This window comes from Microvirga medicaginis (assembly GCF_052658925.1).
In genome coordinates, this window is the sequence record NZ_JBQWEL010000002.1 from 337,509 (window position 1) to 361,999 (window position 24,491).

Genomic DNA, 24,491 nt, shown 5'->3' on the forward strand with positions numbered 1-24,491 from the left:
GGTCTCCAGAGAAGGAGACCCTGATGATCATCACCACCACGCCCTCGATCGAAGGCCGCCGGATTGCCGCTTATCGCGGCATCGTATCGGGCGAGGCCATTCTCGGCGCGAATGTCTTTCGTGATTTCTTCGCCTCCATCCGCGACGTGGTCGGCGGACGCTCGGGCTCCTACGAGCGTGTGCTGCGCGACGGGCGCGACACGGCGATCAGCGAGATGATCGACGAGGCGCAACGTCTCGGAGCCCATGCGATCGTGGGCGTGCACATGGATTACGGCGCCATCGGCAAGAACGAGGGCATGATGATGGTGACGGTGAGCGGCACGGCCGTGACGCTCGAATAGCTCACGCCTTCTTCACGCCGCTCAGCAAAGCGAAGCCCGTGAACAGGAACAGGATCAGCACCGCTGGTCCTGCCGCTTGCGTTTGAAAGATCGCGGTTGCGACCGCAACGGCGAGCGGCGCGAGAAAGGACGTGACTTTGCCTGAGAGCGCCAGCAATCCGAAATAGCGCCCCGCCTCCCGCGCGGGCACGAGCCGCGCCAGCATGCTGCGCGAGGATGCCTGCAGCGGCCCTGCCACGGAGCCGATGACGAGGCCGAGTGCTACGAAGAGCTTTTCCGGTGTGCTGGCATAAAGACCTTCACCCGCAGGCGCTGTGGGAATGGCGAACAGGATGTGTCCGCGACCCAGTGAGAGCACGCCGATGCAGACGAGCGCGAGCACGAGGATCGCGCCGAGGATCACGGGCTTCGCACCGAAGCGGTCATCGAGACGTCCGCCGATCAGCGCACCCAATGTTCCGGTGATCGTGAGCAGGATGCCGAAGAGGCCGAGCTCCGTCGCCTGCCAGCCGAACACGCCTGCGCCGTAGATGCCGCCGAAGGCAAAGAGCGCCACGAGCGCGTCCTGATACACCATGTTGGCAATGAGGAACCGCAGCACGCCCTCATGGCGCCGTGCATCGACGAGCGTATTTTTCACCTGCACCAATCCCTGCTTCACCGCCTCGCCCAAGCGCAGCTTGGAGCGGGCGATGTCCGGCGTGAAGAGGAAGAGCGGCATGATGAAAACGAGAAACCACAGGGCCGAGAACGGGCCCGTAATCCGGTCTCCCTCACGTAGCGCGGGATCGAGCCCGAAGAGCGGCGTGACGCCCAGCACCGTCTTGCCGCTGCCGGAATCCGCCGCGAGAAAGCCCAGCACGATGACGAGAGAAACCAATCCGCCGAGATAGCCGACGGCCCAGCCGGTGCCGGAGAGGCGTCCGAAACGCTCCGGCGGCACGAGGTGCGGGATCATCGCATTGTTGAACACCGCAGCGACTTCGACGGCGACGGTCGCGAAGGCGAAGCCGAGAAGCGCGATTGCGATGCCGTGAGACTGGCCCGGCGCGGCATACCAGAGGGCGAAGGACGCCACGAACAGCACGAAGCCGCAGGCGGCAATCCAGGGTTTCTTCGGCCCTGTCGCGTCAGCCACCGAGCCCAGGACCGGCGAGAGGATGGCAAGGGCAAAACCCGCTGCCGCCGTCGCATAGCCCCAGAGGCTCTGGCCCGTGACCGGATCGGGCGCGAGGGACGCCGCGAAATACGGCGCGAAGACGAAGGTGGTGACCAGGGTGAAGAATGGCTGACAGGCCCAATCGAACAGGAGCCAGCCCAGGATAGCGGGGCGCGAGGCAAAAGCGGGCTTTCTCTGACGTTCGCCCCCGCTCACCGATCAATTCCTGTCACCATGCGCCTCGCGTTTTTAGCGCATCGTACGGACCCAGCGGGCCGCGTCAGCGACCCGAAGGACCGTGTCAGCGAAAAGTGGATCCGGTTTTCCGCAATCAACGATGCGCTCCTCTAGGGACTGAGCATCGGACCCAAAAGTGCAGATCCACGTTTCTCGTCCGATGCTCTAGCCTGTTCTTGCGAGATCGCCGAGCAGGCTTGCCGCCACGGTGATCTTGGACAGCGTTAGACCCGAAGAGACGATGCTGTCTACTGCGCTTCTGATGCGGCTGACATCCGCACCCCGCTTCTCGCCCCAGGCCTGGACGGCATCCGCGCCGGAGAGATCATGCGCGGCGACTTCCGCGGTGAGGCCGCGATGAGCATAGGCGATGCTGTCGACGGCACGATCGAGCGCAAGGCGGTCGAAGTAGTCGCTGACGGAGATCTCGCGCGCGGCCCCGATGAGCGAACCGAGGCGGAATGCGGCTTCGAGGGCGAAGTGGGTGCACGCGATATCGCCGACGGGCTTGCCCGTCTTCTGCGCCGTGAGCACGATGTCGGGAGCCGCCACCAGATCCGGCAGGGCCGCGATGCGACGCGCCAGCGCCTCGGGCGTACCCTGATCGACCAGCGCCTTCGTCCGCGCGTTCCAGGCCTCATGTGCCTCAGGCGACAAGGTTTTCGCCAGGCTGCTCTCGACCTCCGCGATGCCGGCCTGATAGGTGCCGATGATCGTGTCGAGGGAGTAAGTGGCGAAATCCACGTTGCGGATGAACCAGACGATGCGGTTCATGAGCAGATCCTGCAGCTCGCCATAAAGGTGCAGCTGAAGCTTGCCCGGCACCACGCCGTCGAGCGCATCGATGGCATTGTTCATGTCGGTCAGGCCGAAGGAATCGCGGGTTGCCGCATAAGCCGCCGCAATCGTCGGCGCATCCGCCCCGGTCTGATCCACGAGACGCGCCACGATGGTGGGGCCGCCCCGGTTGATGATGGCATTCGCCAGCTGCGTGGCGATGATCTCACGGCGCAGGCGGTGGCTTGCAATCGCATCCGGGAAACGCTCGCGCATCTCGGCCGGGAAGTAGCGCTCCAGCTCCTTGGCGAGATAAGGATCGTCCGGCACCGCACTCTCGAGAAGCGCGTCGTGCAGCGAGAGCTTGGCATAGGCGAGCAGCACGGCGAGTTCCGGACGGGTGAGCGCCTCGCCGCGACGGGCGCGCTCGGCGAGAGTCGCATCGTCGGGCAGGTACTCCACCTTGCGGTTGAGACGGCCTTGCGATTCCAACATCTGCATGAGGCGGCGGGCAAAGCCGAGATCGGAAATGCCCTGCTGCTCGGAAAGCGAAAGCGCCAGCGTCTGCAGGTAGTTGTTGCGCAGCACGAGGCCAGCGACCTCGTCCGTCATGTCGACGAGGAGCTGATTGCGCGCTTCCTGCGTCAGGCGCCCATCACGCTCGGGGGTGGTGAGCGCGATCTTGATGTTCACCTCGACGTCCGAGGTGTTCACGCCCGCCGAATTGTCGATGGCATCCGTGTTGAGGCGCACGCCGTTCTGCGCTGCCTCGATGCGTCCGCGCTGCGTGGCACCGAGGTTCGCGCCCTCGCCCACCACCTTGGCGCGCACATCCGCGCCCGTGATGCGGATGGCGTCGTTGGCGCGGTCGCCCACCTGCTCGTCAGTTTCCGTGGAGGCGCGGATATAGGTGCCGATGCCGCCGAACCAGAGAAGGCCCACATGGGCTTTCAGGATCGCGGTCATCACCTCGGCAGGCGTCGCCTCGGCCTTGTCGAGATCGAGCAGCGCCCGCATCTCAGGTGAGAGCGGGATCGACTTCGCGCTGCGCGAGAACACGCCGCCGCCATTGGAGATGAGCGACCTGTCGTAATCCTGCCAGCTCGAACGGGCTAAATTGAACAGGCGCTCGCGTTCCTTGAACGACGTTTCAGGATCCGGGTTCGGATCGAGGAAGATGTCGCGGTGGTCGAAGGCGGCCACGAGCTTCAGGGCTCGCGACAGCAGCATGCCGTTGCCGAACACGTCGCCCGACATGTCGCCCACGCCCGCCACCGTCACGGGCTCTTTCTGGATATCGATGTCCATCTCGCGGAAGTGGCGCTTCACCGCCTCCCATGCGCCGCGAGCCGTGATGCCCATCTTCTTGTGGTCGTAGCCCTGACTGCCGCCCGACGCGAAGGCGTCGCCGAGCCAATGGCCCTTCTCGATGGAGAGCGCATTCGCCGTGTCGGAGAAGGTGGCCGTGCCCTTGTCGGCGGCGACCACGAGATAGGGATCGTCCCCATCATGGCGCACGGTATCGGCGGGCGGCACCACGTGATCGCCCTCGATATTGTCGGTGATCTGCAGGAGCGTGCGCACGAAGATGCGATAGCTCTCCGTGCCTTCCGCGAGCCAGGCCTGGCGGTCGCTCGCCGGCGGCAATTGCTTGGGCACGAAGCCGCCTTTCGCGCCGACCGGCACGATCACGGCATTCTTCACCTGCTGCGCCTTCACGAGGCCCAGAACCTCTGTGCGGAAATCCTGCGGGCGATCGGACCAGCGCAAGCCGCCGCGAGCCACCTTGCCGAAGCGCAGGTGCACGCCTTCGACACGCGGCGAATAGACGAAGACCTCGTAGAGAGGCTTCGGCAGCGGCAGGCCTTCCACCTTCGCGCATTCGAACTTGAACGCGATGGTTTGGCGCGGCAGGCCGTTGCCTTCCAGCTGGAAGAAGTTGGTGCGGATGGCCGCTTCGATCAGGTTGATGAAGCGGCGAAGAATCCGGTCATCGTCCAGGCTCGTGACGGCCTTCAGCCGGTCCTCGATGCCGGCACGGACGGCGGTTTCGGCTTCCGCACGAGAATCCTTGCCCTCATGGCGCGGGTCGAAGCGCGTGTAGAAGAGCTTCACGATGTTTTTCGTGATGTCGGGATGACGGGCCAGCGTGCTCGCCAGGTAATCCTGCGCGTAAGCCACCTGGATCTGACGCAAGTACCGGCCGAGCGTCCTCACCATCGCCACATCGCGCCAGCCGAGGCCCGCTTCGAGCACGAGCCGGTTGAAGCCGTCCGATTCCGCAAGGCCGCGGAACAGAGCCAGCAGAGCCGCTTCGATGAGCGTCTGGATCTCGTCGATCTTGATCGCGCCGCCGGCCGAGCGCTCCAGCGCCATGTCATGGAGCCACACGCGATCCATGCCGGTCACACCGGCCGAGACCACGCGATAGGTTCGCTCGTTCACGACGCGGAAGCCGAGATTTTCGAGCAGCGGCACACGGTCGGAAAGCGGCAGCGCCGCGCCGCGCGAGAACACCTTCAGGTTGACGCGGATCTCGTCATCGCCTTCGCGGCGATAGAGATCGACCGCACGGGGACGCGCCTCGGAGAGCTGCTCCAGGAGTGCGATGTCCTTGATCGCGTGCTCTGCTCCGAAGGCCTCGCGATAGGCGGCGCTGAAGGCATCGGCATAGCGGGCGGCCAAGGCACGGGCGCGAGCGCCGCCGATGGTTTCGTCGAGCTCATCACGCAGGGCGTCGCCCCAGGTGCGCACGATGCTCGAAATGCCTTTTTCCAGCGTTTCGCGGGGAACCTGCGGGGTCTGACCTTCGTCGCGCCCGATGATGTAATGGGTGCGCGCCAGCGGGCCTTCCGGATAGGCCGGATAGGAGGCGGAGACGCGTCCCTCGTAGATGCCGGCGAGGAACTGGCCGATGCGCTGGCGCACGCCCGTGTCGTAGCGGTCCTTCGGCACGAAGACCATCACCGATACGAAGCGATCGAATTCATCCGCACGCGCCAGCGCCCGCACGCGCGGACGCTCCGACAGACTCATGATGTCGATGGCGAAGTGGTAGAGCGTTTCCTCGTCGATCTGGAACAGCTCGTCGCGCGGATAATTCTCGAGAACGTTGAGAAGCCCGCGTCCCGAGTAGCTCGAAGGATCGAAGCCGGCACGGGCAATCACCTTCGCCACCTTGTGGCGCAGATACGGCACTTCCGCCGTGGTGTTGGTGTAGGCGCTTGCCGTGAAGAGGCCGACGATGCGCAGCTCGCCCTGCAGCCTGCCGTCCGCATCGAAGAGTTTGACGCCGATATAATCGAGGTGCGCGCGGCGATGGACGCGGGATTTGACGTTGGCCTTGGTGATGATGAGCGCCTTGGGCTGCGCGAGAAAGGCGCGGATTTCCGGCGTCATCGCCACAAGCTCGCGGCCGCGGCGCAACACGCGCACGCTCGGATCGCGCAGGAGGCCGAGGCCCGATCCTTCCACGGGATCGGCAGCCGTGTCGTCCTTCGGCAGGCGATATTCGCGAAGTCCCAAGAAAGTGAAGTTGTCGCGGGCGATCCAGTCGAGGAAAGCCACCGCTTCCCTCACCTCGTCGTCCGGCAGCGGCGGCGGGTTGAGGCGGTAGTTCTGAACGATTTCGGTGACGCGGGCGCGCATGCCGGGCCAGTCGTGCACGGCGAGCGATACGTCCTTATGGACGCGGCGCATGGCCTCGATCAGGCGGCTGCGGGTCTCGGCATCGTCGATGCGCGGCAGATGAACGTGAATGAAGCTCTCGCGCTTCACGCCATGGCGCACAGCGGCCGTGGCCTCGCCGACGAGGCGAACGAGGCCGCCACTGGCATCGCGCTCCACCGCGAGAATCGGGTGCGCCACGAGATAGGGGTCGTAGCCCTCATCGACCAGCTCGGCGAGGGTCGAATCGAGCAGGAAGGGCATGTTGTCGTTGACGATTTCGAGAATCGTCACATCGCGGCGGCGGCCCTCGCGCTCGACCTCCAGGTCGATGAGGCGGATATCCTCGCCGCCGCCTATACGCGGCGCCCTGAGATGTTCATAGGCCGCAGCAGCCAGTTCCGCGAGAGCCGCGGGCGAATAGGCGGCGAGATCTTCGGATGGCACGCGCCCATAAAGATCGCGGACAAAGGTGGGGGGAATGGCTTTGTGCCCGGCTTCCAGAACCGCAACGGCCTCGGCCGTCAGTTCGCTTCCGCTGGTCGGCGTTTCCAGCTTCATGCGCGTATCCTCTTATGATCGTTGCGCGAGCGTTGCCACAGAGTGACAGGCCGCGCAACAAAACCGTGCGGTTCTGCACATGGCAGGGTTAAGTTTCTGCAGAACACAGCAATTTTATGCTGCCTCGGCCTCTTGCGACGACAGATTCGTGTCTCCCCAATGTTTTAGGGCCAGGAGCACGGGCTCCAAGCTTTGCCCCCGCGTGGACAGCGAATATTCGACTCGCGGCGGGACCTGCGCGTAAACCACGCGGACGATCAGCCCATCGGCCTCCAGCTCACGCAGCTGATGAGTGAGCATGCGCTGCGTCACGCCGGGAATGAGGCGACGCAATTCGTTGAAACGCAAGGTTCCCCGCAGCAGCTTGTAGAGAACCACGATCTTCCACTTCCCGTCGATGAGGCTCAGGGCCCGCTCGACGGAACAGCCGGTCGAGGCCTGGGCCTTCTTCACGACGCGGGGCATCACGGTATCCTTTTTGACACTATGGGCTTTAATTGTGCGTTCTTGCGAGCTTAAACCCTATGCTCAACTATGTCCCTACCAAAAAGGAGACATGCCATGCGCGCTGTTGGTTACCAGCAATCCTTAGCCATTACGGACGAAGCTTCCCTGACCGATATCGAGCTGCCCCGCCCGGAACCCGGCGCACGGGATCTTGTGGTCGAGATCAAGGCGGTTTCCGTGAACCCCGTGGATACCAAGGTGCGCATGCGGGCGGTGCCCGAGCCGGGTGCCTACAAGGTCCTGGGCTACGACGCCTCCGGCATCGTCCGGGCAGTCGGATCGGAGGTTTCGCTGTTCAAGCCGGGCGATGAGGTGTTCTATGCGGGCGCCATCACCCGCTCGGGCACCAATGCCGAATTTCATCTGGTGGATGAGCGGCTCGTGGGTGCAAAGCCCAAGTCCCTGAGCTTCGAGGAAGCAGCCGCCCTTCCGCTGACCACTCTCACGGCCTGGGAAACCCTGTTCGACCGCCTCGACATCAAGCGCCCGGTGAAGGGCGCCGCCAACGCCATCCTGATCGTCGGCGCAGCCGGTGGTGTGGGCTCCATCGCCGTGCAGCTTGCGCGCAAGCTCACGGACGTGACGGTGATCGCCACCGCCTCGCGCCCGGAGACCCAAGCATGGGCCCGCGAACTCGGCGCGCATCACGTGATCGATCACTCGAAGCCCATCGCCGAGCAGGTCGAGGCTTTGGGGATTGGCGCTCCCGCCTTCGCCTTCTCGATCACGAATACGGATGTGCATTTCCCCGAAATCGCGAAGGTCATCGCCCCGCAGGGACGCTTCGCTCTGATCGACGATCCGAAGACGCCGATCGATATCAGCCTCTTGAAGGGCAAGAGCGTGTCGATTCATTGGGAATCCATGTTCACACGCTCGACCTTCCAGACGGCGGACATGGAGCGCCAGCATGAGATCCTGAGCGAGGCCTCGCGCCTCGTCGATGCCGGCACGATCAGAACGACGCTCGCCGATGTGCTGGGTCCGATCAATGCGGCCAATCTCAAGAAGGCGCATGCTTTCATCGAAAGCAACCGCGCCAAGGGCAAGATCGTTCTGTCGGGGTTCTGAAAAAGAAAAAGGCCGCCTGGAAAGGCGGCCGATGTCTCGAGGGTTGGTGGCCCGGCTCTCCAAAAGCCTGGAGGGCTGGGGGGCTGACGTGTCCAAGCCGATGGTCGAACCGGGCCGTCGAGGCAACTTGAGTATTTACCGTACCCAGTGAGGCACCTTAGGGGCGTGATTGCGGCAGGAATAAGATTTGCAAAAGAAGCGGTGATTCATTTGACCGCGACGGCTTGATCGATTCCTTAGCCGGACCCATCATCAGGTTTAAGTGAACCACGGATGGGAGATTTCATGAGCGAGGGTGACGTCTCAGAGCCGCTGCGCGGCGGCTCGATGCAGGGCTCGGCTCACATCGTGCCCTTCCCCGCCGCGCCGAAACAGGTGGCCTTCGACCGTGCCGAGTTGCAGACCATTCTCAATCTCTACGGCCGCATGGTGGCCGCCGGCGAATGGCGGGATTACGCCATCGATTTCACGCCCGACAAAGCGGTTTTCTCGATCTACCGACGCACCTCGGAAATGCCTCTCTATCGCATTGAAAAGGATCCCAAGCTCGCGAAGAAGCAAGGCGCCTATTCGGTGATCGTCTCGACAGGCCTGATCCTCAAACGCGGACACGAACTCGATCGTGTGCTGCGCGTGCTCGACAAGCCGAAAGTGGTGTCGAATTAAGTCTCCACATCTCGAGGCATGGCAAGAAGCCGCAGGCTCGAAGCGAAACGCCGAAGGCTCCGATCCAGAGAATCGGCCGGATGCCGACGAGATCGGCCATGGTGTGAAACTATCTGATAGGCCGGGTGGGCGGCTCGGTCGTGCCACGTCCGAGGGGGCGCTGCATGAGCACGGTGGAAAGCCAGCGCCCATGCTTGTAGCCGATGCCCTTGATGATGCCGGACAGCTCGAAGCCGAGGCTCCTGTGCAGGCCGATGGATCCCTTCGATTCCTCATCGCCGATCACGGCCACCATGAGCCTGAAGTCCCGCGCCTCGCATTCCTTGATCAGCTCGGTGAGCAGCGCACGCCCGACGCCCTGCCCTTGAGCGGACGGAGCGATATAGATCGAATCCTCCACCGTGGAGCGATAGGCAGGCCTCGTGCGGTAAGCGCCTGCATAGGCATAGCCGAGGATCTCGCCATCGCGCTCAGCCACGAGATAGGGATAGCCGCCCACGAGAACAGCCGCGCGGCGGCTGGCCATCTCCTCTTCGCTGGGCGGCTCGAGCTCGAACGAGGCCGTGCCGTTAAGCACCGCATAGGCATAGATGGCGGCAATGGCGGGAATGTCGGTTTCAACCGAGGGGCGGATGAGGAGGCTCATGCCCCATTGGTAGGATGAAGCCTTGCCGTAGGCAATCCATCAATAAAAAGCCCCAGCTTCGGGGCCGGGGCTTGAAGATCATGCGATCGGTTCGCTCTTACTCGTTGCGGTTGCCCAGCAGCGAGAGGAGGAACTGGAACATGTTGATGAAGTCGAGGTACAGCTGCAGCGCACCGTAGACCGACACCTTGGCGGCGGCCTCGGTGTCATAATTGCCGTACAGGTACATCTCCTTCAGCTTCTGCGTGTCGTAGGCAGTAAGGCCTGCGAAAAGCAGAACGCCGATCACGGAAATGCCGAACTGCATCGCGCTCGAGGCAACGAAGATGTTCACGATCGAGGCGATGATCAGACCGAACAGGCCCATGATCAGGAACGAGCCCATGCCCGACAGGCTGCGGCGGGTGGTATAACCCCACAGCGACAGCGCGCCGAAGGACGCCGCGGTGATGAAGAACACCTGCACGACGCTCGCGCCCGTATAGCGGAGCAGAAGCGTCGAGAGCGAGGCGCCCATCACCGCCGCGAAGGCGAAGAAGGTGCCGCGCGCCGTGGCGGCCGACATGCGGTCCATGCGGAACGAGAAGAAGAAAATGAAGGCCAGCGGCGCCAGCGCCACGACCCACATCAGAGGGGTGCCATACAGAACGCGTCCAAACTCGGTGAGCGCCATGCGGCCAGCGCCGTCCGTGGTCACAGCCAGCATGTTCACGCCCAGCGCGACGAGAGCCGAGATGGCCAGACCCAGGATCATGTTGTTGTAGACGCCGAGCATGAAGGCGCGCAGGCCCTGATCGACCTGTGCCGCCGTCCGGGCAAAGCCGGTGCCATAGGCGGTTTGGTTTTGCTCATACGGTTGCATCGGAGTCCTTTCTCACGGTGTCCCGTTGATGTTCCCTCGAAAGGCTGGGGAGTCAGCCCTTGGCCGCCGCGATTCCCGGCGACAGAGAAAATATGAGAGGACGGCCCCGGCTTCGCAAGGGGCAACGTCAAGCTTCAAATATTTGTGAAAAGAATTTTCAAGGAGCAGAGTAGATGCTGCTCCTCATTCGTTTTCCGCCGCTCCTTTATGACGCTGGACTTGGCCCGAACCGTTAAAGATTTCTCAAGTATTGCGCCGGTTTTTGACTGAGGATGCGCCACGTTCCCATCAGTCCCAGGCCGACCGTCACCAGAACGGCCAAGGCTGATGCCAGGAGCGCACCCGACAAATCTAAGCTAAAGCTTAAATTCATGAGGCGGGTCACGATGAAATAGGATGCGATCCCGCCCGCCAGGAGCCCGAACACGGCCGTCGCCAGGCCCAGGAGCCCGTATTCGAAAGCATAGGCCGAGAGCAGCCGGGACCGGGTGGCGCCCAGCGTCTTCAGCACCACGGCGTCATAGAGGCGCACCCGGTGACCAGCCGCAAGCGCACCCGCGAGGACCAGAAGGCTCGCGATCAGCGCAATCGAGCTTGCGCCCCGGATGGCCATGATGAGCTGCGAGACGACGTCGTTCACGGCCTCGAGCGCATCCTTCACCCGCACGCTCGTGACCATGGGAAAGGCTTGGGCGGAACTTCGCAGGATCCTGGCGTCGGTCGCCGCATCGGACCCGTTCGGGAAGGTGACGGTGGCCAGATGCGTGTGCGGCGCCCCGGCAAAGGTGTTGGGCGAGAACACCATGACGAAGTTGATGCCGAGCGAACGCCATTCGATCTCGCGCAGATTCGCGATGGTGGCGGTGATGTTGCGGCCGAGCACGTTGACGGTGATCTCGTCGCCCATCTTGAGGCCTAAGCCTTCGGCGATCTTGTGGTCGAAGGAGACGAGCGGCTTGCCGCGGTAATCGTCAGGCCACCACTCGCCCTGCACCAGCTTCGAGCCCTCGGGCGGCGTCTTCGCATAGGTGATGCCGCGATCGCCCTCCAGCACCCAGGAAATGTCCTCAGGGGCCTTGACCTCGGACACGGGCCGCCCGCCGAGCGTCACGAGGCGTCCGCGCATCATGGGCACACGCTCGATCTGTGCATCTTTCGCCTGTTGCTTCAGGAATCCTTCGAACGCATCCGCCTGCTGGTTCGGAATATCGAGGAAGAAGAAGCTCGGCGCGTGTTGCGGCAGGCTCTGGGTCAGCTGCTTCGTCAGGTTGGTGTCGATGAGCGAGAGCGTCACAAGGAGCGTGATGCCTAAGCCCAGCGAGAGCACGAGGGACGGCGTGAGCGCACCGGGACGGTGGATATTGGCCAGAGCCAGACGCAGAGCCGTGCGGCGGGGGCGCGGGAGACGGCGAGCGAGCGCCATCAGCCCCAGCGCCACGATGCGCAGCAACAGGAAGGAGCCTGCCGCAGCCGCCACGAACATCAATGCGATGCGCCGGTCATAGGCCGCGACAACCGCGAGAGCCACGAGGGCGACGACGGAAACGCCGAGCGCCGCGAGATAGCGCCTGCGCGGCCAGCGCCGCTCGGGATCGATCTGGTCGCGAAACAGGCCGGACACCGGCACGTCATGCGCGCGACCAAGCGGTGCGATGGCAAAGACGAGAGCGGTGAGCACACCATAGAGAAGCGCGATTCCAAGTTCCGCCACGGCGATGACCGGCTGGATCGGAATCGGCAGCAGATGACCGAAGAGGGCGGTGATGATGAACGGCAGGGCCGCGCCGATCGCTAGACCGATCGCGATGCCGAGGGCCGCGATCAGCATCACCTGCGTGAGATAGAGCATCACCACCTGCCCGCCGGGCGCGCCAAGGCTCTTCAGCGTGGCGATGGAAGCGCGCTTGCGGTCCACGAAACCGCGCACCGCATTGGCGACGCCGACGCCGCCGACGAGCAGCGCCGTGAGGCCGACGAGGGTCAGGAACTGCGTGAAGCGCTCGATGTTCTTGGCAAAGCGGGGATCGGCATTGAGCCGCGTGCGGATATTCCAGCCGGCCTCGGGCAGGGTGCGGTTCGCCTCGGCCTGGATCTCAGAAAACCCCTCTTCCGTGGACAGGGCCTGCGGCAGGGTCAGCCGGTAGGTCCAGCGCACGAGGCTGCCGGGCTGGATAAGGCCGGTAGCCTTCAGGGCCTCCTGCGACACCATCAGGCGCGGCCCGAAACCGATGCCGTCCGCGATCTTGTCGGGCTCGGAGACAAGGCGCGCGCGCAGTTCCACCGTCGCGCCGCCAATCGTGACCCGATCACCCACCTTCAGGTCCAGGCGCGCCAGCAGCGCCGGATCGACGGCTGCGCCGAAAGCGCCCTCGCGCTGGGCGAACACGTCCGAGGGTGACAGCTGAGGATCCGTTTCGAGCGTGCCGACCGTGGGGTAGCCCGCATCGACCGCCTTCAGCTCGACGAGGCCGGAGCCCTTCTCGCCCGCAACCGCCATGGCGCGCATGGTGGCAACGACATTGATTTGGCCCTTGGAGGCCAGGAACGCCCGCTCAGGCGCGCCCGCCTCCCGCTGGAGAAGCGAAAAGGCCATGTCGCCGCCGAGAATCCGGCGGCCCTCGCGGGAAATCCCCTCCGTCAGCGAGCGCGAGAGGGAGGAGACGCTGGCAATCGCAGCCACACCAAGCGCGATGCAGGCGAGAAAGATCCCAAAGCCCTTCAGGCCTCCGCGCAGCTCACGCAAGGCAAGGCGAAGAAGAAGCGGCAGGGAGGAAGAAGGTGGCTTGCGCCGCTGCGGCGTCGTCAGGGTGCCGTGCATGGGACTTGCCCCCTTCAAGCCACGGCCGAGGCTGCGTCGGCCTCTACCTGACCCGAGCGCAGGCGCACCATGCGGTCGCAGAGGCGGGCGAGGTTGAGATCGTGCGTCACGAGCACCAGGGTCGCACCGCGGTCGCGTTTCAAGGCAAAGAGCAGGTCCACGATGGACTGCCCCGTAGTCTCGTCGAGATTGCCGGTGGGCTCGTCCGCCACGAGGATCGCGGGGTTCGGCACGATGGCGCGGGCAATCGCCACGCGCTGCTGCTCGCCGCCGGAGAGCTGCGCTGGGTAGTGATGGAGACGAGAGCCTAGGCCGACCGCCTTGAGCTCGGCTTCCGCCCGCTCAAAGGCATCGTCCTCACCGGCCAGCTCCAGGGGCAGCGCCACGTTCTCGAGCGCCGTCATGGTGGGCACAAGGTGGAAGGACTGGAACACGATGCCGATGCGCCGGCCTCGAAAACGGGCGAGCGCATCCTCATCGAGGCCCGACAGATCGGTGCCGTCGACGATGACCTTGCCCGAATCAGGGCGCTCGAGACCCGCCATGGTCATGAGCAGGGTGGATTTTCCCGAGCCCGAGGGGCCGACGAGACCAACCGCTTCTCCCCTGTCGACGCCGAGCGAAATCCCTTTGAGGATATGCACCCGCGCGGCCCCGCGCCCGAGGCTCAAATCGACATCGTGAAGCGCGATGGCCTTGTCCTTCATGCCCGTTCATCCGATCTGTTGGAGACTTGTCGAAGACGTTGTCTAGTCCTGCATAGATGGGAAGCCTATCAATGAAGCGCCAATCAGGCCCGTTCATGACGATCATTTTTGCGTGTGCGGCGGCCCTTGCCGCCATGATCGCCCCCTCCACCGCGCCTGCTCAGAGCAAAACGCTGCACCTCGTGGCCTTGGGCGACAGCCTGACGGCCGGCTACGGCCTGCCCCAGGAAGCCGCCTTCCCGGTGGTATTGGAGAAAGCCCTCAAAGCCAGGGGCTACAAGGTCGAGATCGCCAATGCGGGCGTCTCGGGCGACACCTCGTCCGCAGGCCTCGACCGGCTCGACTGGTCCATCCCCGACGGCACGGATGGGGTGATCGTGGAGCTTGGCGCCAACGACATGCTGCGCGGTCTCGATCCGGCCGTCACGCGGAAGTCCATCGAGACCATCGTGGAGCGTTTGAAGGCCCGGAACATCCCCGTGATGCTCGCCGGCATGTATGCCTCCCGCAATCTGGGTCAGGACTACATTCAGAAATTCGATACCATCTATTCCGACATTGCGAAGAAGCACGACCTTGTGCTCTATCCCTTCTTCCTTGACGGGGTGGCCGGCGAGCGATCCTTCATCCTGCCCGACGGCCTGCACCCGACGGCGAAGGGAGTGGAGATCATCGTCGACCGCATTCTGCCCACAGTCGAAAGCTTTCTCACCCGCCTGACCCAGCGCTGATCGTCGTCAGCGCCTCGAATTTCCCACAAACGCGGTGGCCTCATCCGCCGCGAGGAGCCTTGAACATGGAATATCGCCGCCTCGGCCGCACCGATCTCAATGTCAGCCTCATCTGCCTCGGCACCATGACCTGGGGCCAGCAGAACACCGAGGCCGAGGGCCATGAGCAGATGGATTATGCCCTCGACCAGGGCGTCAACTTCTTCGACACCGCCGAACTTTACTCGATTCCCCCGCGGCCTGAGACGCAAGGCTCAACGGAGCGGATCATCGGCTCCTGGTTCAAGTCGCGCGGCACCCGCGACAAGGTGATTCTCGCCACCAAGGTGGTGGGCCGTTCCGACAGCACCTGGTTCCGGAACGACGGCTCCAAGGCCGAGCTTTCCCGCAAGCAGATCGAGGAGGCGGTGAACAAGAGCCTGAAACGGCTCCAGACCGATTATATCGACCTCTACCAGATCCACTGGCCCGACCGCCCCATGACCTGGGGCGCGAACCCGACCATCTACAGGCACCAGGAAGGCGATTCGCACCCGATTGCCGAGACCGTCGAAATCATGACGGACCTCGTGAAGGCCGGAAAGATCCGCCATTTCGGCCTCTCCAACGAGAGCGCCTGGGGCACCATGACCTTCCTCAAGCACGCCGAGGCCAAGGGCCTGGCGCGGGCGCAATCGGTGCAGAATGCCTACAACCTGCTCAACCGCACCTACGAGGTGGCGCTCGCCGAGGTGAGCATGCGCGAGAATGTGAGCCTGCTCGCCTATTCGCCGCTGGCTCAAGGCTATCTGACCGGCAAGTATCTCGACGGCGCCCGCCCACCGGGAGCACGCACTACGCTCTTCGAGCGTGGCCAGCGCTATGAGAACACAACGGCGGAAGCGGCCATCCGCAAATATCTGGCACTCGCCAAGGAATTCGGCCTGGATCCTGCGCAGATGGCGCTGGCTTACGTGAATTCCCGCCCCTTCGTGACGTCCAACATCATCGGCGCGACGTCCATGGCGCAGCTGAAGACGGACATCGCCTCCATCGCGGTCAAGATCACGCCGGAGCTGGAAAAGCGCATCGACGCCATCCACATCGAGCACTGCAATCCCTGCCCTTAAGCCTTTTGCCTCCGAAGGACAGCCGGAACAAAGCCGGCTGGTCCTTCGTCTGTTTCTCAAGGCGTAAGCCAAAGCTCGGGAGGAACCGCATGCCACGTCTGTTTACCGGCATCGAGATTCCCGCAGAGATCGGCTTGGCGCTGTCCACCTATCGCGGCGGGTTGCCGGGCGCGCGCTGGGTCGATCCTGAAAGCTATCACATCACCTTGCGTTTCATCGGCGATGTGGACGAGCGCGTGGCCGATGACGTGTACTCGATCCTCGGCGATTCCCGCTGGCGCGAGCCTATCCCGATCACCATCGACAGACTCGGTACCTTCGGTGGATCCAAGCCCCGCACCGTGTTCGCTCATACCTCCGACAACGGCGAGCTCGCCGATCTGCAGGCCGAGCAGGAACGCATGATGCGCCAGATCGGCCTGCCCCCCGAGGCCCGCAAGTTCACGCCGCACGTCACGCTGGCGCGCCTGAAGAACGTGTCGCCCATCCATGTTGCGGATTACATGGCGACCCGAGGCCATTTCCAGAAGCTCACCTTCACCGCGAGCCGCTTCGTGCTCTATTCGTCGAAGGCGTCCGTGGGCGGCGGACCATATATTGTCGAAGCGGCGTACCCCTTAAGCTAGCTCGACGGCGACGCTCCGAACCGCTACGCCAAGGCTCATGGCAGCCCTCATCTTTCTCACTCATCCCGAAGTCGCCATCGATCCGCAGGTGCCCGTCCCCCGCTGGCCCTTGAACGACACGGGCCGCCAGCGCATGAGCCGCTTCGCGGATGCGCTCTCCGGCACGCGGCTTTCCTCCATCCATGCCAGCACGGAGCAGAAGGCGATGGATGGGGCCGCCATCGTCGCGGAGCGTTTCGGCCTGCCCTATCAGACTCACGAGGATGTCGGTGAGAACGACCGTTCGGCGACGGGCTATATCGCGCCGCCGGAATTCTGGGTGGTGGTGGACGCCTTCTTCGCCAATCCTCACGAGAGCATCCGCGGCTGGGAGCGCGCCATCGATGCACAATCGCGCATCGTCGATGCCGTGAGGCGGATCGCGGCGGAGGATGACGGCCCCGGCGATACCCTCGTCGTCGCCCATGGCGGCGTCGGCTGCCTGCTCATGGCTCATCTGCAGCAGGTGGAGATCGGGCAGGAAAGCCGCCCCCGGCATTCCGGCGGCGGCTGTTTCATCGTGGTCGACCGCGAGACGCTTTCGCTCAGGCAGGATTGGCGCACCATCGAGGAAGCCGCCTTTCCTTTGGGCTGACATTTTAGACTTTGATCTTGCTTCGCGACGGGCTGAAGGATAGCCGTCCCCTTCATCCATGACATGAAGGACAAGAGCGATCCGATGAACGGCGCGCGCCTGGCAAAAATCATTCCCGGAACCGCCTTGTGCTTCAGCGTCTCTGCTGCCGCTCTCGGCCTGCAGATGCTCGAAGAGCACTGGACGGGCCGCCCCTGGATCGAGGCGCTCGTCATCGCGATCCTCATCGGCACGATGTTGAGAACCCTGTGGACCCCTGATGCCCGATGGATTCCCGGCATCGGTTTTTCCGCCAAGACATTGCTCGAGATCGCGGTGATGCTGCTGGGTGCATCCATCAGCTTTCAGGCGGTGCTGGAAGCAGGTTTAAGCCTCATTCTCGGTATCGCCGTGGTGGTGGCTCTTGCCATCGGCGCGAGCTACGGCCTGTGCCGCCTTTTGGGCTTGCCTTGGCGCATGGCGATCCTGGTCGCCTGCGGCAACTCGATCTGCGGCAACTCTGCCATCGCGGCCGTGGCGCCCGTGATCGACGCCAAGCCTGAAGATGTGGCTTCCTCCATTGCGTTTACCGCCATTCTCGGCGTGATCGTCGTGCTCACCCTGCCCCTGCTGATGCCTCTGTTCGGGCTTTCCCTCACCCAATACGGTGTGCTTGCGGGCCTCACCGTCTACGCGGTGCCGCAGGTGCTCGCGGCGACCGTGCCGGTGAGCATGGTCAGCACGCAGATCGGCACGCTGGTCAAACTCGTGCGCGTGCTGATGCTGGGACCTGTGGTGATTGCACTGTCGCTGAAAATGGGCCGGGAAACGGCCGCGAAGAGCCTGCCCCTGAACCGATTCGTGCCCTGGTTCATCATCGGGTTCCTGGGACTGGCGGCGCTCCGCTCGCTCGGCGTGATCCCTGATGCGATCCTCGGCATCGTCACGCCGACGGCGACCCTGCTCACGGTGATATCCATGGCGGCCCTGGGGCTCGGCGTGGACCTGAAGATCCTCGGCCGGGTCGGCGGGCGTGTGACCCTGGCGGTGACGCTCTCGCTTCTCGTGCTGATCACGATCAGCTTAGGGCTCATCCGGCTGCTTGGGCTGGCCTGAGGGCTTGAAACATCTCACGCGTGCTTCATCACTAAGCCATCCGTCATTCAGAAACGAAGCCGCCATGCCCCGCTTGACCGAACCCGAACGCCAGGAGCTTCTCTCCGCCCTCGACGGCTGGACCCTCGTGGAGGGCCGGGATGCCATCCATAAGCGCTTCGTGTTCGACGATTTCAACGCGGCGTTCGGCTGGATGACCCGCGTCGCGCTCATCGCCGAACAGAAGAACCACCATCCCGAATGGTTCAATGTCTACGACAAGGTGGACGTGACGCTCTCGACGCATGATGCAGGCGGCCTCACGCGCCGCGACATCGAATTGGCGCAGCGCATGGACCAGCTGGCAGCGGGCCTGACGAAGAGCTGAAGCGCCCTATTTCGGCTGCATGCGCAGCGCGCCGTCGAGGCGGATGCCCTCGCCGTTGAGCATGTCGTTCTCGATGATGCTCTTGACGAGCTGCGCATATTCCTCCGGTCGCCCGAGGCGCGAGGGGAACGGCACGTTGGCTTCCAGCGCCTTGCGGTAATCCTCCGCGATTCCTTCGAACAGCGGCGTGTGGAAGAGGCCCGGCATGATCGTCATCACGCGGATGCCGAATCCCGACAGATCGCGCGCGACCGGCAGCGTCAGCGCGAGCACACCGCCCTTGGAAGCGGAATAGGCCGCCTGCCCGATCTGGCCATCCTGGGCTGCGACCGAGGAGGTGTTGACGATGACGCCGCGCCCGCCGTCCGGCGTCGCGGGTTCGAGCGCCGCCATGGCGGCGGCGGATTTCGAGATCATCGCATAGGTGCCGATGAGGTTGATCTCCACCGTCTTGCGGAAGCTCGCAAGATCATGCGGGACGAGCTCACCCGTCTCGCGCTTCTTCGTGACCGTGCGGCGGCCGGGCGCGACACCGGCGCAGTTTACGAGAATGCGTTCGACGCCGTTCTTCCCGCGCGCCATCGCGAGGCCGGCATCGATGGAAGCCTCGTCCGTCACGTCCACGCGGGCGAACAGACCGCCGATTTCGCGGGCAACCGCCTCGCCCCGCTCCGCGTCCCTATCGAAGATGGCGACTTTCACGCCCTGTGCCGCAAGCATGCGCGCCGTGGCTTCACCGAGGCCCGAAGCGCCTCCCGTGACGACGGCTGCCATCAATTTGTCGAGCTTCATGGGTTTTCTCCTCCCTTGAGGATGCTTGTAGGCAATCCTTACATAAGTGGATACCTAGACTGTCGAAGGAGCGGAGGAGCATGAGCGAGCCTTTCATCAAGCCTTTCACCAGGGCCGAGATGGACGCCATGCGCGCGGCCACCCATCAAGAGGAGAGCCTGAGACGGCGGTTCTGGGACAAGCTGAAGCGCGTCGCGGGCAAGATCCCCTTCGCGGAGGACCTTGTGGCCGCCTTCTATTGCGCCACGGACCCCAAGACCCCGAGCCGCGTGAAGCTGATCCTTTTGGGTGCCATTGGCTATTTCGTTCTGCCGCTCGATGCGGTGAGCGACCTGTTGCCCCTCATCGGCTTTGCCGATGACGCCGCCGTGCTGGCTGCGGCCATCACGCAGGTCGCAGGTTCCATTACGGAAGAGCACCGGGCCAAGGCGCGGAAATCCCTAGGGGAAGTTACCTCCGAGCAGGGATGAACAGTGGACGTCAATGAGATTATATTCATAAGAAAGAATATTGGCTTATTGCAACATTATATTTTTTCACTTAGAAGAGACTTGTTCATCAGAAGTTATTTCAACATCTCGCTTTTGAACAAAGAACAGCCTTTTCAAGGACAACTCGGCGGGCCGCTTGCGGCCCATTATTTTTGGTCCCGAGAAATGCCGCGTTTCGACGCATCGCCAACGGACGGGGACCGGGCTACGGCATGGTGAAGAGTTCTTAACCATCCTCCATTATTGTCCGCCCCATGACGACAGCATCCCTCCAGCGCGGCATCGCCGCAGGCATCCTTTCCGCCATTCTCGTCCTCGGAACCGGGCCTGCAGCTCTGGCTCAGCCCCGCCCGGCGCAGAAGCCTCCTGCGGCCAAGACGGCTCCTGCGGCCAAGCCGGCCCCTGCCAAGCCGGCGGCTGCGGCATCGAAGGCCAAGCCGGCGGCCACGACCAGCAAGGCCACTTCGGCCGCAAAGCCGGCCGCTGCAGCCGCTGCAGCGGGAGCTGGCGCCGCGGCAGTTGCGGCCAAGCCTGCCCAGGCCGCCACGGGTCCGGGCGGAGCCTCGTTGGTGACGTCCTACGGCGACTGGGGTGTCTACACGGCCCAGGCCGGACGCTCGAAGATCTGCTACGCCCTCAGCCAGCCCCAGGACCGGATGCCGAAGAACCTGAACCGGGATCCGGCCTATCTCTTCGTGTCCTTCCGCCCGGCGGAGAACGTGAAGAACGAGGTCGCCCTGGTGCTCGGCTTCGCCGCCAAGGAGAACGGCCCGGCGGAAGCCGCTGTCGGCAACACGTCCTACGCGCTGATCACCAAGGCCTCCAATGCCTGGCTGAAGAACCCCGCCGAGGAAGGCCAAGCCATCGCCTCCATGGCCCGCAGCGGGACGATGATTGTGAAGATGCAGTCCGTCCGCGGCTCCAGCTTGACGGACCGTTATTCGCTGAACGGCTTCAACAAGGCCCTGGAGCACGCCCGCAAGGAATGCGGCGTCTAAAGCCCGTATGCCCTTGCAAATTGTGCCAACGATGAGCATTTCCCGGGCCTCGCGCCCGGAATTCTGCTTTTCGGCTCACGGTTTCGGCGCAATCGTGCTATAGGCACGCCCGATCCCAACAACGAGGCTTGAGATTTCCCATGGCGACGGCGCTCGACATCGCCAAGCGTAACCCCAATGCGGCTCCTGTGGCCGTGAACGATGCCGCACGCGCGGCCGGGTCGACCGCTTTGTCCATCGAAAAGACGGCTGAGATGCATGTGGCGGCGGGAGCCGCCCCCGGCGGAGCCTCGCTCGTCGGCCTCACCCGCGACCAGCTGAAGGATTCGCTTTCAGCCATCGGCGTGCCCGAGCGCGAACTGAAGATGCGCGTCGCCCAGCTCTGGCACTGGATCTATTTTCGCGGGGCCAAAGACTTCTCCGAGATGACCAATGTGGGCAAGGAGCTGCGCGCCAGATTGGCTGCCGCCTATACGCTCGCCCGGCCGACGGTCGTCTCCGAGCAGGTGTCGAAGGACGGCACCCGCAAATGGCTGATCCGCATGCCCTCCACCGGCCCGCTCGACAAAGGCGCGGAGATCGAGTGCGTCTATATTCCGGAAGTCGATCGCGGCACGCTCTGCGTGTCGAGCCAGGTCGGCTGCACGCTGACCTGCTCCTTCTGCCACACGGGCACGCAGCGCCTCGTGCGCAATCTGACCTCCGCCGAGATCGTGGCGCAGCTCATCGTGGCGCGCGATGCCATCGGCGACTGGCCCGGAGCCATCGCGCCGGAAGGGGCCTTCGTTCCCACCGATGGCGGACGCTTCGTGTCCAACATCGTGTTCATGGGCATGGGCGAGCCGCTCTACAACATCGACAACGTGATCGACGCCATCGGCGTCCTGTCGGACAACGAGGGCCTCGGCCTCTCGCGCCGCCGCATCACCGTCTCCACCTCCGGCGTCGTGCCGCAGATGGAGCGGCTCGGCGCGGAAGCCAACACCATGCTGGCGATCTCGCTCCACGCGGTGCGCGACGACCTGCGCGACGTGCTGGTGCCGATCAACCGCAAATACGACATCAAGCAGCTGCTCGATGCCTGCCGCGCCTATCCCGGTCTGTCGAACGCCCGCCGCATCACCTTCGAATACGTGATGCTCAAAGGCGTGAACGACTCGGACGCCGATGCGCGCGAGCTCGTGCGCCTGCTCAAAGGCATTCCGGCGAAGATCAACCTGATCCCGTTCAACCCCTGGCCCGGCTCGAAATACGAGTGCTCGGACTGGGAGCGGATCGAGCGCTTCTCCGAGATCGTCTACCGCGCGGGATACGCCTCGCCGGTGCGCACCCCCCGCGGCCGCGATATTCTGGCCGCCTGCGGCCAGCTCAAGAGCGAGACAGAGAAGCTGCGCGCCCGCGCCCGCATGATGGCCGAACAGGGCATCGGGGCCGAAGGCGTCTACGCGCTGGGAGATGGAGAGTAAGGCTGTCCCATCCCAAGCCCAATCCCAAGCCCCTTGCCCCTATAGGTCTCTTCGCATAGCGGACACCTGAGGCGGGTCATGCTATAGCCAAGCCATGATCCGCTGGCTTCTGCTCATTCCCTTCGCGTTGCTCATCGCCGTCGGCATGAGCAGCCTGTTCTTCTTCGTCGCCTCGATGGTCGATCCGCTCATGGCGACGCTCACTGGGGAGACGCTGTTCGTCGGCTTCTGGAACCTCGTGGATGCGGTGTTTTCCAGCGACGACCCCGGTCCCATCGTGGCCGATGCCATGCTCACCGTGGGGCGGATCATGTTCACGCTGCTCGTTCTGCCGCCTTTGGTGATCGCCGTGATCAGCGAAGTTCTGAAAATGCGCAGCCTCATCTGGTATGTGCTCGCCACCGGCGTGCTGACGGCGGCGGTGCCGTGGATTTTGCGTGGCGCGGCGCGGGTTCAGAACCCCGACGAATTGCATGTCAGCGCGATTCTCGGCCTCACCGGCGCGGTAGCGGGCTTCATCTACTGGGCGATCGCCGGACGGGATGCGGGCGGCCGCTCCCCTTCTACCTCGCAGATGCCGTCAGAATCTTGACCGCGAAGGCTCCGAACAGGCCCGCAATGGAATAATCGATTCCCCGCATCACCTTGGGGTGGTTGCGCAGGAGCGCGATCACCTTCTCGGCGCCCAGGATCATGATGGCGCCCATGGGAGTGCTGAGCGCGATGAAGTAGAGGCCGAGGAACAGGAGCTTGTCGGAGGCGTGCGGATCGGCCGAATCCACGAATTGCGGCAGGAAGGTCACGAAGAACAGAACCACCTTCGGGTTCGTGAGATTGATGCCGACGCCCACGAAGAAGGTCTTCCAGAACGAGACTTCGACGCGCCCCTCCTCCTTCACCGACAAAGCCGAACCATTGCGTACGGCATCGAAAGCAAGCCACAGGAGATAGAGCGCGCCGACGACTTTGAGGACCGTGAAGGCCGTCACGGAAGCCGCCAGCAGGGCCGAAAGCCCCAAGGCCGCGAGCAGTGTGTGGACGCAGCACCCCGCCATGGCGCCCAGCATGGAGGCCATGCCGGCCTTGCGCCCGCCGGACATGGTTTTTGCCAGGAACAGGCTCATATCCGGCCCCGGCGTGATGAACAGCACGAAGCAGGCGAGCGAATAGGCGAGCAGGGTACTCAGATCGGGCAGGAAGGTCATGGAGGTGAGCCTCGTCGACGGCTGCCGGATCATGCCTCATTCGCCTGTTTACGGCTAGAGCATCGGACCCAAAGTGGACACCACTTTTGGGATCAATCCGATGCTCTTTCTTGATAAGCGCATCGTCTGCGCGGAAAACCGGGTCCACTTTTCGCTGACGCGGCCCTTCGGGTCACTGACGCGGCCCTTCGGGTCACTGACGCGGCCCTTCGGGTCCGCACGAGATGCGCTCGTGAAAACCGCCTTGTTGAAACACCATACTTGCCCCATGTGTTGAACCCGGCCAAGTTTGTGGAACTTATAAAAACGCAAGAAGGACAGTCATGAAGGCTTCGCCCCTGTGGACCCGGATCCGCATTGCCCTGACCGGGTTAACGCTCGCCCTCGGCCTGTCCGCCTGCGGGATCAACAACGTGCCGACCTATGAGGAACAAGCCAAGGCTGCCTGGAGCGAGGTGCAGAACCAGTACCAGCGCCGTGCCGACCTGATCCCGAACCTGGTGGAGACCGTCAAAGGCTTCGCCCAGCAGGAGCGGGAGGTGCTGACCCAGGTGACGGAAGCCCGCGCCAAGGCCACCCAGGTGCAGGTTGATGCCTCCACGGTGACCGATCCTGAAAAATTCCGCCAGTTCCAGGAGGCGCAGAACCAGCTCTCCGGCGCCCTCGGCCGCCTGCTCGCCACCGTCGAGCGCTATCCCGAGCTGAAATCCAACGCCAACTTCCTGGCGCTCCAGTCGCAGCTGGAGGGCACGGAAAACCGCATCGCGGTGGCGCGTCGCGACTACATTGCGGCCGTGCAGGCCTACAACACGGAGCTGCGCACCATTCCGGGTCGCTGGATCGCTGCGGTCATTTATCCCGACGCCAAGCCCATGGAGACCTTCACGGCCACCACCGGCTCCGATCGTCCGCCGCCGGTGAAGTTCTGATCGATGACGGACGCGCCGATCACTTCC

General features: G+C 63.8%; 23 protein-coding genes. 14 read left to right on the forward strand and 9 right to left on the reverse strand.

Annotated features, from left to right (window positions below; genetic code table 11):
* Positions 1 to 23: 23 nt before the first annotated feature.
* Positions 24 to 344 carry a heavy metal-binding domain-containing protein gene (locus tag ACUXUR_RS04650; RefSeq protein ID WP_445501166.1) on the forward strand — a complete coding sequence of 107 codons (321 nt, stop codon included), beginning with the start codon at positions 24 to 26 and terminating at the stop codon, positions 342 to 344.
* Between the two features lies 1 nt (position 345).
* On the opposite strand, the gene ACUXUR_RS04655 is transcribed toward ACUXUR_RS04650, so the two are convergent.
* From ACUXUR_RS04655 to ACUXUR_RS04665, 3 genes are all read right to left on the reverse strand, one after another.
* Complete coding sequence (locus ACUXUR_RS04655; RefSeq protein ID WP_445501167.1) at positions 346 to 1,719, reverse strand: MFS transporter; 1,374 nt, start codon at positions 1,717 to 1,719, stop codon at positions 346 to 348.
* 186 nt (positions 1,720 to 1,905) lie between these two features.
* Positions 1,906 to 6,744 (reverse strand): NAD-glutamate dehydrogenase, encoded by a 4,839-nt coding sequence (locus ACUXUR_RS04660; RefSeq protein ID WP_445501168.1) that lies wholly within the window; start codon positions 6,742 to 6,744, stop codon positions 1,906 to 1,908.
* 114 nt (positions 6,745 to 6,858) lie between these two features.
* Positions 6,859 to 7,209 (reverse strand): winged helix-turn-helix transcriptional regulator, encoded by a 351-nt coding sequence (locus ACUXUR_RS04665; RefSeq protein WP_445501169.1) that lies wholly within the window; start codon positions 7,207 to 7,209, stop codon positions 6,859 to 6,861.
* 96 nt (positions 7,210 to 7,305) lie between these two features.
* Here ACUXUR_RS04665 and ACUXUR_RS04670 point away from each other — a divergent pair, with 96 nt between their 5' ends.
* Both ACUXUR_RS04670 and ACUXUR_RS04675 read left to right on the forward strand, forming a co-directional pair.
* Positions 7,306 to 8,322 carry a zinc-binding alcohol dehydrogenase family protein gene (locus ACUXUR_RS04670; protein ID WP_445501170.1) on the forward strand — a complete coding sequence of 339 codons (1,017 nt, stop codon included), beginning with the start codon at positions 7,306 to 7,308 and terminating at the stop codon, positions 8,320 to 8,322.
* Between the two features lie 285 nt (positions 8,323 to 8,607).
* Complete coding sequence (locus tag ACUXUR_RS04675; RefSeq protein ID WP_445501171.1) at positions 8,608 to 8,988, forward strand: DUF2794 domain-containing protein; 381 nt, start codon at positions 8,608 to 8,610, stop codon at positions 8,986 to 8,988.
* 109 nt (positions 8,989 to 9,097) lie between these two features.
* Here the strand turns inward: ACUXUR_RS04675 and ACUXUR_RS04680 are convergent, their stop codons facing one another.
* From ACUXUR_RS04680 to ACUXUR_RS04695, 4 genes are all read right to left on the reverse strand, one after another.
* Entirely contained in the window at positions 9,098 to 9,634 is a 537-nt protein-coding gene (locus ACUXUR_RS04680; RefSeq protein WP_445501172.1) for a GNAT family N-acetyltransferase, read from the reverse strand.
* A gap of 97 nt (positions 9,635 to 9,731) precedes the next feature.
* Positions 9,732 to 10,496 (reverse strand): Bax inhibitor-1/YccA family protein, encoded by a 765-nt coding sequence (locus ACUXUR_RS04685; protein WP_445501173.1) that lies wholly within the window; start codon positions 10,494 to 10,496, stop codon positions 9,732 to 9,734.
* Positions 10,497 to 10,728: 232 nt separating this feature from the next.
* Positions 10,729 to 13,314 carry an ABC transporter permease gene (locus ACUXUR_RS04690; RefSeq protein WP_445501174.1) on the reverse strand — a complete coding sequence of 862 codons (2,586 nt, stop codon included), beginning with the start codon at positions 13,312 to 13,314 and terminating at the stop codon, positions 10,729 to 10,731.
* A gap of 14 nt (positions 13,315 to 13,328) precedes the next feature.
* Positions 13,329 to 14,021, reverse strand: a complete 693-nt coding sequence (locus tag ACUXUR_RS04695; protein ID WP_445501175.1) for an ABC transporter ATP-binding protein — start codon at positions 14,019 to 14,021, stop codon at positions 13,329 to 13,331.
* A 71-nt stretch (positions 14,022 to 14,092) separates the two neighbouring features.
* Here ACUXUR_RS04695 and ACUXUR_RS04700 point away from each other — a divergent pair, with 71 nt between their 5' ends.
* The 6 genes from ACUXUR_RS04700 to ACUXUR_RS04725 all read left to right on the forward strand — a co-directional run bounded on the left by ACUXUR_RS04700 (position 14,093) and on the right by ACUXUR_RS04725 (position 18,583).
* On the forward strand, positions 14,093 to 14,752 hold the full coding sequence (locus ACUXUR_RS04700) for an arylesterase (protein WP_445501176.1): 660 nt from the start codon (positions 14,093 to 14,095) through the stop codon (positions 14,750 to 14,752).
* A gap of 65 nt (positions 14,753 to 14,817) precedes the next feature.
* Complete coding sequence (locus tag ACUXUR_RS04705) at positions 14,818 to 15,861, forward strand: aldo/keto reductase (protein WP_445501177.1); 1,044 nt, start codon at positions 14,818 to 14,820, stop codon at positions 15,859 to 15,861.
* An 89-nt stretch (positions 15,862 to 15,950) separates the two neighbouring features.
* The gene (gene thpR / locus ACUXUR_RS04710) at positions 15,951 to 16,487 is read left to right on the forward strand and encodes an RNA 2',3'-cyclic phosphodiesterase (RefSeq protein WP_445501178.1); all 537 of its coding nucleotides are present in this window, start codon (positions 15,951 to 15,953) and stop codon (positions 16,485 to 16,487) included.
* A 37-nt stretch (positions 16,488 to 16,524) separates the two neighbouring features.
* Positions 16,525 to 17,121 carry a histidine phosphatase family protein gene (locus tag ACUXUR_RS04715; RefSeq protein ID WP_445501179.1) on the forward strand — a complete coding sequence of 199 codons (597 nt, stop codon included), beginning with the start codon at positions 16,525 to 16,527 and terminating at the stop codon, positions 17,119 to 17,121.
* Between the two features lie 84 nt (positions 17,122 to 17,205).
* Positions 17,206 to 18,216 carry a YeiH family protein gene (locus ACUXUR_RS04720; protein WP_445501180.1) on the forward strand — a complete coding sequence of 337 codons (1,011 nt, stop codon included), beginning with the start codon at positions 17,206 to 17,208 and terminating at the stop codon, positions 18,214 to 18,216.
* Between the two features lie 64 nt (positions 18,217 to 18,280).
* A complete protein-coding gene (locus ACUXUR_RS04725) occupies positions 18,281 to 18,583 on the forward strand; it encodes a 4a-hydroxytetrahydrobiopterin dehydratase (RefSeq protein ID WP_445501181.1) in 303 nt (100 codons plus the stop codon).
* 6 nt (positions 18,584 to 18,589) lie between these two features.
* Here ACUXUR_RS04725 and ACUXUR_RS04730 read toward each other — a convergent pair whose 3' ends face one another.
* On the reverse strand, positions 18,590 to 19,375 hold the full coding sequence (locus ACUXUR_RS04730) for an SDR family NAD(P)-dependent oxidoreductase (protein ID WP_445501182.1): 786 nt from the start codon (positions 19,373 to 19,375) through the stop codon (positions 18,590 to 18,592).
* A 119-nt stretch (positions 19,376 to 19,494) separates the two neighbouring features.
* Between ACUXUR_RS04730 and ACUXUR_RS04735 the strand changes: the two genes are divergently transcribed.
* From ACUXUR_RS04735 to ACUXUR_RS04750, 4 genes are all read left to right on the forward strand, one after another.
* Positions 19,495 to 19,845 (forward strand): YkvA family protein, encoded by a 351-nt coding sequence (locus tag ACUXUR_RS04735; RefSeq protein WP_445501273.1) that lies wholly within the window; start codon positions 19,495 to 19,497, stop codon positions 19,843 to 19,845.
* Between the two features lie 275 nt (positions 19,846 to 20,120).
* On the forward strand, positions 20,121 to 20,864 hold the full coding sequence (locus ACUXUR_RS04740; RefSeq protein WP_445501183.1) for a hypothetical protein: 744 nt from the start codon (positions 20,121 to 20,123) through the stop codon (positions 20,862 to 20,864).
* Positions 20,865 to 21,004: 140 nt separating this feature from the next.
* On the forward strand, positions 21,005 to 22,330 hold the full coding sequence (rlmN, locus tag ACUXUR_RS04745) for a dual-specificity RNA methyltransferase RlmN (protein ID WP_445501184.1): 1,326 nt from the start codon (positions 21,005 to 21,007) through the stop codon (positions 22,328 to 22,330).
* A 94-nt stretch (positions 22,331 to 22,424) separates the two neighbouring features.
* The gene (locus ACUXUR_RS04750; RefSeq protein WP_445501185.1) at positions 22,425 to 22,922 is read left to right on the forward strand and encodes a hypothetical protein; all 498 of its coding nucleotides are present in this window, start codon (positions 22,425 to 22,427) and stop codon (positions 22,920 to 22,922) included.
* Here the strand turns inward: ACUXUR_RS04750 and ACUXUR_RS04755 are convergent.
* Positions 22,894 to 23,535, reverse strand: a complete 642-nt coding sequence (locus ACUXUR_RS04755; RefSeq protein WP_445501274.1) for a LysE family translocator — start codon at positions 23,533 to 23,535, stop codon at positions 22,894 to 22,896. The genes ACUXUR_RS04750 and ACUXUR_RS04755 overlap by 29 nt on opposite strands.
* Before the next feature lie 323 nt (positions 23,536 to 23,858).
* Here ACUXUR_RS04755 and ACUXUR_RS04760 point away from each other — a divergent pair, with 323 nt between their 5' ends.
* Complete coding sequence (locus ACUXUR_RS04760) at positions 23,859 to 24,464, forward strand: LemA family protein (RefSeq protein ID WP_445501186.1); 606 nt, start codon at positions 23,859 to 23,861, stop codon at positions 24,462 to 24,464.
* Positions 24,465 to 24,491 lie beyond the last annotated feature (27 nt).

Excerpts from the sequence above, each read along its gene's own strand:
- rlmN (WP_445501184.1), top strand. The coding sequence starts at position 21,005 with ATGGCGACGGCGCTCGACATCGCCAAGCGTAACCCCAATGCGGCTCCT.
- ACUXUR_RS04675 (WP_445501171.1), top strand. The coding sequence starts at position 8,608 with ATGAGCGAGGGTGACGTCTCAGAGCCGCTGCGCGGCGGCTCGATGCAG.
- ACUXUR_RS04705 (WP_445501177.1), top strand. The coding sequence starts at position 14,818 with ATGGAATATCGCCGCCTCGGCCGCACCGATCTCAATGTCAGCCTCATC.
- ACUXUR_RS04665 (WP_445501169.1), bottom strand. The coding sequence starts at position 7,209 with ATGCCCCGCGTCGTGAAGAAGGCCCAGGCCTCGACCGGCTGTTCCGTC.
- thpR (WP_445501178.1), top strand. The coding sequence starts at position 15,951 with ATGCCACGTCTGTTTACCGGCATCGAGATTCCCGCAGAGATCGGCTTG.
- ACUXUR_RS04695 (WP_445501175.1), bottom strand. The coding sequence starts at position 14,021 with ATGAAGGACAAGGCCATCGCGCTTCACGATGTCGATTTGAGCCTCGGG.
- ACUXUR_RS04755 (WP_445501274.1), bottom strand. The coding sequence starts at position 23,535 with ATGACCTTCCTGCCCGATCTGAGTACCCTGCTCGCCTATTCGCTCGCC.
- ACUXUR_RS04760 (WP_445501186.1), top strand. The coding sequence starts at position 23,859 with ATGAAGGCTTCGCCCCTGTGGACCCGGATCCGCATTGCCCTGACCGGG.
- ACUXUR_RS04720 (WP_445501180.1), top strand. The coding sequence starts at position 17,206 with ATGAACGGCGCGCGCCTGGCAAAAATCATTCCCGGAACCGCCTTGTGC.
- ACUXUR_RS04730 (WP_445501182.1), bottom strand. The coding sequence starts at position 19,375 with ATGAAGCTCGACAAATTGATGGCAGCCGTCGTCACGGGAGGCGCTTCG.
- ACUXUR_RS04715 (WP_445501179.1), top strand. The coding sequence starts at position 16,525 with ATGGCAGCCCTCATCTTTCTCACTCATCCCGAAGTCGCCATCGATCCG.
- ACUXUR_RS04680 (WP_445501172.1), bottom strand. The coding sequence starts at position 9,634 with ATGAGCCTCCTCATCCGCCCCTCGGTTGAAACCGACATTCCCGCCATT.
- ACUXUR_RS04700 (WP_445501176.1), top strand. The coding sequence starts at position 14,093 with ATGAAGCGCCAATCAGGCCCGTTCATGACGATCATTTTTGCGTGTGCG.
- ACUXUR_RS04650 (WP_445501166.1), top strand. The coding sequence starts at position 24 with ATGATCATCACCACCACGCCCTCGATCGAAGGCCGCCGGATTGCCGCT.
- ACUXUR_RS04750 (WP_445501185.1), top strand. The coding sequence starts at position 22,425 with ATGATCCGCTGGCTTCTGCTCATTCCCTTCGCGTTGCTCATCGCCGTC.
- ACUXUR_RS04740 (WP_445501183.1), top strand. The coding sequence starts at position 20,121 with ATGACGACAGCATCCCTCCAGCGCGGCATCGCCGCAGGCATCCTTTCC.
- ACUXUR_RS04685 (WP_445501173.1), bottom strand. The coding sequence starts at position 10,496 with ATGCAACCGTATGAGCAAAACCAAACCGCCTATGGCACCGGCTTTGCC.
- ACUXUR_RS04660 (WP_445501168.1), bottom strand. The coding sequence starts at position 6,744 with ATGAAGCTGGAAACGCCGACCAGCGGAAGCGAACTGACGGCCGAGGCC.
- ACUXUR_RS04670 (WP_445501170.1), top strand. The coding sequence starts at position 7,306 with ATGCGCGCTGTTGGTTACCAGCAATCCTTAGCCATTACGGACGAAGCT.
- ACUXUR_RS04690 (WP_445501174.1), bottom strand. The coding sequence starts at position 13,314 with ATGCACGGCACCCTGACGACGCCGCAGCGGCGCAAGCCACCTTCTTCC.
- ACUXUR_RS04735 (WP_445501273.1), top strand. The coding sequence starts at position 19,495 with ATGGACGCCATGCGCGCGGCCACCCATCAAGAGGAGAGCCTGAGACGG.
- ACUXUR_RS04725 (WP_445501181.1), top strand. The coding sequence starts at position 18,281 with ATGCCCCGCTTGACCGAACCCGAACGCCAGGAGCTTCTCTCCGCCCTC.